This is a genomic window from Acinetobacter sp. UBA6720, from assembly GCF_002454215.1.
In the GTDB taxonomy this organism is placed as follows: Bacteria; Pseudomonadota; Gammaproteobacteria; order Pseudomonadales; family Moraxellaceae; genus Acinetobacter.
Map to the genome: position 1 here is coordinate 1 of NZ_DKIK01000138.1, position 8,327 is coordinate 8,327.

The window sequence follows — 8,327 nt, forward strand, 5'->3', positions numbered from 1 at the left end:
CCTAAGTCTTGGTCTTGAACCAATAAACCGCCATTTACGCGTTTATAGTCCAATTGTGGCGCACGCTCATCAAGTGCCGGTAATTCACCACAAACGAGTACACGAACATTTTTCTTTGCACCAGTGACTTCAAGCACGCCTTCAGCGATGCTCGGTGCAATGATCACTTCAACAAACTGACGATCTACAATGGCTTGTGCAGTTGCAACGTCTAATTCACGGTTGAATGCAATGATGCCGCCAAAAGCTGATTCAGGGTCAGTTGCATAAGCCAAGTCGTATGCTGCTTGAATACCATCTAAAGACACCGCAACGCCACAAGGGTTTGCGTGTTTAACAATAACACAAGCAGGTTTTGCAAATGATTTCACACATTCAAGTGCGGCATCTGTATCTGCAATGTTGTTATAAGAAAGTTCTTTACCTTGCAGTTGTTTCGCTGTTGAAACAGAAGCTTCAGTTGCTGTGCTTTCTACATAGAATGCTGCTGACTGATGCGGATTTTCACCATAACGCAAGTCTTGAGCTTTATTTAACTGTGTATTAAAAGTACGAGCAAACTTGTCTGCTTGACCTTCTTCCTTGCCTACACGAGCGCCTAGGTAAGAAGCAATCATGCCGTCATATTGTGCTGTATGCTCAAATGCCTTAACGGCTAAATCAAAACGAGTTTCATAAGACAAAGCACCATTTGCTTTTAGCTCAGCAACAACAGTGTCGTAGTCTGTAGCATTAACTACAATCCCCACAGATGCATGGTTTTTTGCCGCAGCGCGAACCATAGTTGGGCCACCAATGTCGATATTTTCAATCGCATCTGCAAGTGAGCAATTTGGTTTAGCTACAGTTGCAGCAAATGGATAAAGGTTCACAACCACAAGATCAATCGCATCAATGTTGTGTTCAGCCATCACAGCTTCGTCTAGACCGCGACGAGCTAAGATACCACCATGAATTTTCGGGTGTAGCGTTTTTACACGACCATCCATCATTTCTGGGAAACCCGTATGCTCTGAAACTTCGACTACAGCGATATTGTTGTCTTTTAACAACTTATATGTACCGCCAGTAGATAAAATTTCTACCCCAAGAGCTACAAGATTTTGAGCGAACTCAACAATGCCAGTTTTATCGGAAACAGAGATTAAAGCGCGTTTAATGGTCATGATCTTCGTCACAGTTATCAAGAATTAAAACAAAAAAGCCAAAAATAGCAGGTAAAAAAAATGCCCGCGGAAGCCGCAAGCATTTTATCATTTATTCACTCATTAAACCGTGAGCTTTCAACTTTTTACGCAAAGTGCCACGGTTAAGACCTAGAATCTCCGCAGCACGTGTTTGGTTACCGCGGGTATATTCTAAAACTACAGATAGAAGAGGTTTCTCCATTTCTGCTAGCACCATGTCGTAGACCTGAGATGGTTGCTCGCCTTGCAATTGTGCAAAATAGTGGCGAACTGCGCGATCTACGTGAATACGAAGAGCGACATCAGACTGTGCAGTAAAAATAGGAGATTTGCTATTCATGCGAATTAATCCGAAAAATCTAAATATCACTTGGGTAAAGTGACATATATAAAGTGGTCTAAAATTAAAATGAACTTCGTTTTAGATCCTAAAACGAGTAGTTCTAAAACTGTACATTTAGCATGCCACAATATCGCCAAGTTGGTCGAAATATAAGCGTAACAATAGTTAAATATTTGTTACTGACCTTTTTTAAACAAAAAAAATCTGCTCGATACGCGATATTTGGATAACGCGTATTTTAGCTGATGTTCTATTTGTATTAAAAGACTGAGGAGATTGCAGCACTAAGCTTTCGTGGCGCGTATCATACCATTGTCTAAGAAAAAGTGAGCAAGAAAACTGCATTTTTTTTCACTTTTTTTACATTTTTTTTAAATTTTAGGGCTGGACTATTTCTAAACTGTAATGATTGAAGCTTTTACGGCTTACTGGCAGGCTAAATTTGAATTTGAATGGACTATTTTTAGGAATCCGCTTAATCCCAACTAGACTGTCGATCAAATAGTCATTGGAATGCAATTGATAAGTTGAATCTATTTCACCATCTTCTTTTAAGATCACTTTGATGATCGGCAAAGGTAAGCTCGTTTCATGGTAGTTGATGAGCTCCCCTGAAAACTGGGTTTCCTGTGAGCCTGTACTTTTAACTTTTAACTTATTAATACTAATGAGGCTGTAGCGTTCCTGAAGGCTACTACAATTCAGTACAAGACAAACTTTGTTATATGTTGCACCCAATGCTGGGCTGTTATTAATGATATGTGGGTTAAACCATAAATATTGAAAGCACAATAGTGCCAATAAACCAAAATTGATCATTCCCCAAAGCACATAATACATGGGACGTTTTGGCGGTTTAGCTGGACTATGCTCAGCTAAGTTCATCGCAGGATAGTTACCAATTGGATCGGTACTAAAGTAATTTAAATTATTTAAATAGGTTTTGAGATCAATGTTGGAATGTTCAATTTTCAAATTGAAAATATCGAGCAAGTTCGCTGTGGTCATCGAAAGAGCAGCAGATTGTGATAGATCAAAATGGATACTGTCGATATGAGTGGATGAAAGCGCTGGATTTGAAGGCTCTAAATAGTTATTCAAATTCGACGCTTTTTCCTCATTCTCATTAACCGCATGACCCGTCGTCAAATGTGAAAGGGCATTAAAGGTCATTGAGCACTTTGGGCAACAAACCATACCTTGTGCAACGGTCAGTTGTGCAACACTTACTTTATAGATAGTTAAGCATTTTGGGCAAGATGTTTGTTTGTCGCTCATAGTGTTTTAGTGGTTCATTTAAAGGGTGTGGCGTTTACCCGAAATTCGGCACCAGTTTTCATCGCGTTTTTCGACCTCTAATATATCAAAAAATTCAGAATAAACACTAGAAACATCAGAAACTTGCTCTTCAATTACACCTGCAAGTGCGAACTCTCCCTCAGATTTAATTAAAGTTGCGAACTGTGGCGCTAACATCATGAGAGGCCCTGCTAAAATGTTGGCAACAAAAACATCTGCTTTTTGGTCAGCTAGCTCTAAATTGAACTCATCTGGTAAGCCGACATATAGGTTTTCAGAAACACCATTCAATAGTGCATTTTGTTCCGTAGCTAAAACAGCTTGCGGATCAATATCGGTTGCGTAGACTTTCTTTGCACCTAACAATAAAGCGGCAACACCCAAAATACCTGAACCACAGCCGTAGTCGATCACGATTTTGTCTTTAACATCGGTTTTACCTAGCCATTGAAGGCAAAGGAATGTAGAGGCATGGTTACCTGTACCAAACGCTAAACCTGGATCGAGTTTAATGTTGACCGCATCAGGCTCTGGTGCGTCCATCCATTCAGGAACGATCCAGTACTTGTCAGCAATTTGAATTGGTTCGTAGGCATCCATCCATGTGCGTTCCCATTCTTGATCTTCAAGAAATTCGCTACGCATCGGTGCATCAGGCATTTGAGTACGAATAAAAGTTTCTAATGCGTTTACATCAATTTCTTCGTCGTCTTCTTGCGCATATATACCCGTTACAATAACTTTATTCCAAAGTGGTGTTTCACCAGGAAGTGGTTCAAGTAAGTCTTGGTTTTCTGCATCATCTAATGTGACACTGACTGCACCCAACGATTCTAAAAGGGTTTCAGTAAAATCGACTTGCGCTTGATCAACCGTAATATGAATTTGTAACCACTTCACAGGAATAACCTAATATTTATGTATAAATAAATATTGTAGCGGAACGGTGCGCAGTTCGACAGCATTCCTCAAAATAAAAAAGGATGCCGAAGCATCCTTATGCACAACATTAATTTGGGGCTTGTTCTATACTGGGTTGAACGGAAGGAGCATAACGGTTGAGCAATGTTCCAAAGATAGCAGCAAAGATATACATAAATATAGAATAAACAGCTGCGGGCATTGCAATGGTCGTACTCGCCATTACCGTCAGTGCAATCGTCATGGCAAGAGTACTGTTATGAATACCAATTTCAAAGGCACAAGCACGTGCTTGAGTACTACTGATACCAAAAAGACGAGGAACAAAATAACCGATAACTAAACTACAGATGCAGAACAGAACAGTAGCTAGGCCTACATCACCAATATATTGCATGATATTGCTTCGCTCTTTAGCCACCGCGCCAATAATGATGATGATTAAAAATACTACAGCAAATATTCGAACGGGTTTATTTAGTTTATCGGCGAGTTCAGGTCTGAAATACCGAACCAGCATCCCTAAGCACACGGGGATAATAATGATAAGAAAGACTTGTATGACTTTAGAGAACTGTAAGCCCACATGTTGACCATCATTCATAAAATGTTGAATTGCAAAGTTGACAATTAAAGGTAAGGTGAATGCAGCAATAATTGAGTTAACTGCGGTGAGGGTGATATTGAGAGCAATGTCTCCTTTATATAAATAGCTAAATAAGTTTGCTGTTGGTCCACCTGGAGAAGCTGCGAGTAGCATGAGTCCAACTGCGAGTAATGGTGGTAATGTCAAAACTTTACAAATGACAAACGCGATACTGGTCAAAATGACGAGCTGACAGAACAATGCCAAAAGAACAGCCTTAGGATGTTTGCTGACTCGCTTAAAGTCATTTGGGGTTAACTCTAAACCTAAACCTGCCATAACAATAGCAAGTGCAATAGGTAAAAAAATGGTAATAATACTAGAATCCATTCGCTTATTTTCTCCTTAAAATCATTATTAATAACGGCTGTGAAATTAGTCTATTAAGTTTTGCCTTTTGAAAAATAAACGGTCTTTTTTTTGTGATACCAATAAGCCAAAGAGGGTGGCAAAAACAAACATGAAAATAGAATAAATTCCCGCAGGAATTGCCATGGCTGTATTACCCAATACTGACAGTGCAACAGTAATCGCAAGCGCTGTATTATGAATGGTGATCTCAAATGAGCAGGTTAATGCTTGTTTTTCTGTAATATTGGCAATGTGAGGTATAAAAAAACCAATGAACATGCTACTGAAACAAAATAACGCAATTGCTGGTCCAACTTCAAAAATATATTGAATCAGATTGTGTCGTTCTAGATATAAAGCAATGAAAAAAATAAAAAATAAGCAGCTAAGCGATAATATTCGCATAGGGTGGTGCAGTCGTATGGCAAATTTTGGAAGAAAATAACGTAAACACATCCCAGTACTGACTGGAACTAAAGTCAGGAAAAAGACTTTTGCGATTTTTGTTGCAGGTATATCAATGGGTTGGGCTGTTTGCAAAAAATATATCATGGAGAGATTAAGAATAAACGGCAGGGTAAATGTCGCGATGACTGAGTTTGCCGCAGTTAAGGTGATATTGAGTGCAATATCTCCTTTAAATAAATAGGTCATGATAGTTGATGTTGGTCCACCGGGTGACGCTGCAACAAGCATTAAGCCAATAGAAAAAATAGGAGATAAATTTAAAAAATTACAAATGAGAAATGCAATGCCCACCAGTAGCACTAACTGTGAAAATAAGGCAATAAAAATCACTTTGGGGTATTGTGCGAGGCGATAAAAATCGACGGGTCGTAGGTGTAAACCCAATCCCATCATCATCAATGCCAAGGTCAAAGGCAAAAAAACAGTAAATAATTCCGAATCCATGGAATCCCTTTTTTATTGGTTTTTATTTTTCATCTTTGCTTGAGTGTATACCGAATCCAATAATTTACAAGACGCAAAAAAAGGGTAAAAAAGACGATTTTTTACCCTAGTGAAACAACTTGATTTTAGTGGCTTAATCTACATTTTAGGTTTTGGTGCGCTAAATCCGAGTGCACATTTACCTTTAATTTCTTTACCTTCAATATTAATGGACATTGCTTTAGGATCACCGTGGCAGATGCTGGTTAATTCAGCCTCATCACCATGAATGTTGGCGTTTTTTGAGCTCGGGAAAAATTGAGGTTCACAAGTACCATTCCAAATAATGCCACGGTAAGCAAAACTGACGGCTGTTCCTTGAGATTTACCTTTACATACTTGTTGATAGCGTTGGCTATCATAAACTTTTTCGACCTTGTCATTGGCAGATACGAAAGGTGAAAAGAATAAACCGCAGAGAATGGATGAAAAAAGAATCTTCTTATTCATAATGTTTACCTTTGGTTGTTGTATGATCAATTTATAGAATAAAAAATGATCAAATTAATACAAGGCTTTTCAGGTAACAAAACGATTCATTTGTTGATTTTTTGCTATTGTACTGCAAGTCAACTTACATAAAATTAGCTTTGAACGGTCTAATACGTTGATGGCATATACAATAAATTCTACGGAAGCAGTCAACTTACAATTGAAAATTTGCTATAATCTTTCGTTATCATTTTTTAATCTCCTTACCACTATGCATTATCCTAAAGTTTACGATGTCATTGTTATCGGCGGCGGTCACGCAGGTACAGAAGCAGCATTGGCTGCGGCACGTATGGGGCGACAGACTTTACTCTTAACTCACAATATTGAGACTTTAGGGCAGATGAGCTGTAATCCAGCGATTGGTGGTATTGGTAAATCGCATTTAGTACGTGAGATTGATGCCTTGGGCGGTGCAATGGCATTGGCTGCCGACAAAGGGGGGATTCAGTTCCGCATCCTAAACTCACGTAAAGGTGCAGCCGTTCGTGCAACGCGTGCACAGGCAGACCGTATTCGTTATAAAGCTGCAATTCGTGACACCTTAGAAAACCAAGCCAATCTCGATATTTTCCAACAAGCGGCAGATGACCTGATTGTTGATGGTGATACCGTAAAAGGTGTTGTGACCCAAATGGGGATTCGCTTTGATGCGAAAACAGTGGTACTCACAGCAGGAACCTTCTTGGGGGGTGTAATTCACGTAGGGCTTGAAAAATCAAGCGGTGGCCGTGCAGGCGATCCACCTTCAATTTCATTGGCTCACCGTTTACGTGAATTGAATTTGCCAGTGGGACGTTTAAAGACAGGTACGCCACCACGTATTGATGCGCGTTCAGTTGATTTTTCTGTGATGATTCCGCAGCCAGGTGATTTCCCATCACCGACCATGTCTTTCATGGGTGATGCATCTATGCACCCTGAACAAGTGAATTGTTATATCACACACACCAATGAAAAAACCCATGACATCATCCGTGGCGGTTTAGATCGTTCACCGATGTATACTGGTGTTATTGAAGGCGTGGGTCCACGTTACTGTCCATCTATTGAAGACAAAATTCACCGCTTTGCTGATAAAGACTCACACCAAGTATTCTTAGAGCCTGAAGGCCTAGATACACATGAGCTTTATCCAAATGGTATTTCAACTTCATTGCCATTTGATGTGCAGTTTGAGTTGGTTCGTTCAATTCGCGGGATGGAAAATGCGCACATTTTACGTCCGGGCTATGCCATCGAGTACGATTACTTCAACCCACAAGCGTTAAAGTTTACTTTAGAAACCAAAGCCATCAATAACTTGTACTTTGCGGGTCAGATTAATGGTACAACGGGTTATGAAGAAGCGGGTGCGCAAGGCTTGCTTGCAGGCTTAAATGCTGCACGTCGTGCGTGGGATCAAGAGCAGTGGACACCAAAACGTGATGAAGCCTATATGGGTGTGTTGGTGGATGACTTGATTACGCTAGGCACGAAAGAACCATACCGTATGTTTACTTCACGTGCCGAATATCGTTTGATGTTACGTGAAGACAATGCGGATCAACGTTTAACTCCAGTGGGTCGTGAAATGGGCTTGGTAGATGACGAGCGTTGGGCTGCTTACTGTGAAAAAATGGAAGCAGTTGAGTTGGAAACAGGCCGTTTACAACACCTTTGGGCGGCACCAAACAACCCGATGGGCAAAAAGTTTGTCGAAATGACAGGTGCAGATTTATCGAAAGAGTGCTCAGCGATTGATTTGTTAAAACGCCCGAATATTTCGTTTGCTCAAATTGCAGAACTCACAGGTTCAGAAGTGTCTGCACAAGTGGGTGATCAAATTGAAATCGCGGTGAAATACGCAGGTTATATTAACCGTCAGCATGAAGACGTTGCACAAATGAAGCGTTTGGAAGAAACTAAAATTCCTGCCGATTTTAATTATGATGTCGTTTCAGGCTTATCTCGTGAAATTACTTTAAAATTGAAAGATGTGCGTCCTGAAACATTAGCTCAAGCAAATCGTATTCCAGGGGTAACACCTGCAGCAGTGCAATTGATCATGATTACGATCCGTAAAAATGCACAAGCGAAAAAATCTGCTTAATCTTTGAAAGTTATTGAAAAAGTCCGCTTTATGCGGGCTTTTTTT

The 8,327-nt window shown here is 40.0% G+C and carries 8 protein-coding genes; 1 reads left to right on the forward strand and 7 read right to left on the reverse strand.

Going from position 1 to position 8,327, the window contains the following annotated elements:
* From purH to B4F08_RS11730, 7 genes are all read right to left on the reverse strand, one after another.
* The coding region (gene purH, locus B4F08_RS11700) for a bifunctional phosphoribosylaminoimidazolecarboxamide formyltransferase/IMP cyclohydrolase (protein ID WP_291374447.1) at positions 1–1,166 on the reverse strand (1,166 nt) is incomplete at its 3' end.
* Positions 1,167–1,257: 91 nt separating this feature from the next.
* Positions 1,258–1,527, reverse strand: a complete 270-nt coding sequence (fis, locus tag B4F08_RS11705) for a DNA-binding transcriptional regulator Fis (RefSeq protein WP_001086304.1) — start codon at positions 1,525–1,527, stop codon at positions 1,258–1,260.
* Positions 1,528–1,908: 381 nt separating this feature from the next.
* Positions 1,909–2,808 carry a DUF3426 domain-containing protein gene (locus tag B4F08_RS11710; protein ID WP_086207750.1) on the reverse strand — a complete coding sequence of 300 codons (900 nt, stop codon included), beginning with the start codon at positions 2,806–2,808 and terminating at the stop codon, positions 1,909–1,911.
* A gap of 18 nt (positions 2,809–2,826) precedes the next feature.
* A complete protein-coding gene (gene prmA, locus B4F08_RS11715; RefSeq protein ID WP_086207749.1) occupies positions 2,827–3,729 on the reverse strand; it encodes a 50S ribosomal protein L11 methyltransferase in 903 nt (300 codons plus the stop codon).
* Positions 3,730–3,838: 109 nt separating this feature from the next.
* Positions 3,839–4,726: a bile acid:sodium symporter family protein gene (locus B4F08_RS11720; protein WP_086207748.1), complete on the reverse strand. Its 888-nt coding sequence runs from the start codon at positions 4,724–4,726 to the stop codon at positions 3,839–3,841.
* A 45-nt stretch (positions 4,727–4,771) separates the two neighbouring features.
* Positions 4,772–5,659 carry a bile acid:sodium symporter family protein gene (locus tag B4F08_RS11725; RefSeq protein ID WP_291374448.1) on the reverse strand — a complete coding sequence of 296 codons (888 nt, stop codon included), beginning with the start codon at positions 5,657–5,659 and terminating at the stop codon, positions 4,772–4,774.
* A gap of 138 nt (positions 5,660–5,797) precedes the next feature.
* Positions 5,798–6,148 (reverse strand): hypothetical protein, encoded by a 351-nt coding sequence (locus tag B4F08_RS11730; protein WP_291374449.1) that lies wholly within the window; start codon positions 6,146–6,148, stop codon positions 5,798–5,800.
* 253 nt (positions 6,149–6,401) lie between these two features.
* Between B4F08_RS11730 and mnmG the strand changes: the two genes are divergently transcribed.
* Positions 6,402–8,282, forward strand: coding sequence for a tRNA uridine-5-carboxymethylaminomethyl(34) synthesis enzyme MnmG (gene mnmG / locus B4F08_RS11735; protein ID WP_086207745.1), 1,881 nt, complete (start codon positions 6,402–6,404; stop codon positions 8,280–8,282).
* The last annotated feature ends 45 nt before the right edge of the window (positions 8,283–8,327 follow it).

Excerpts from the sequence above, each read along its gene's own strand:
- B4F08_RS11725 (WP_291374448.1), bottom strand. The coding sequence starts at position 5,659 with ATGGATTCGGAATTATTTACTGTTTTTTTGCCTTTGACCTTGGCATTG.
- B4F08_RS11730 (WP_291374449.1), bottom strand. The coding sequence starts at position 6,148 with ATGAATAAGAAGATTCTTTTTTCATCCATTCTCTGCGGTTTATTCTTT.
- fis (WP_001086304.1), bottom strand. The coding sequence starts at position 1,527 with ATGAATAGCAAATCTCCTATTTTTACTGCACAGTCTGATGTCGCTCTT.
- mnmG (WP_086207745.1), top strand. The coding sequence starts at position 6,402 with ATGCATTATCCTAAAGTTTACGATGTCATTGTTATCGGCGGCGGTCAC.
- B4F08_RS11720 (WP_086207748.1), bottom strand. The coding sequence starts at position 4,726 with ATGGATTCTAGTATTATTACCATTTTTTTACCTATTGCACTTGCTATT.
- B4F08_RS11710 (WP_086207750.1), bottom strand. The coding sequence starts at position 2,808 with ATGAGCGACAAACAAACATCTTGCCCAAAATGCTTAACTATCTATAAA.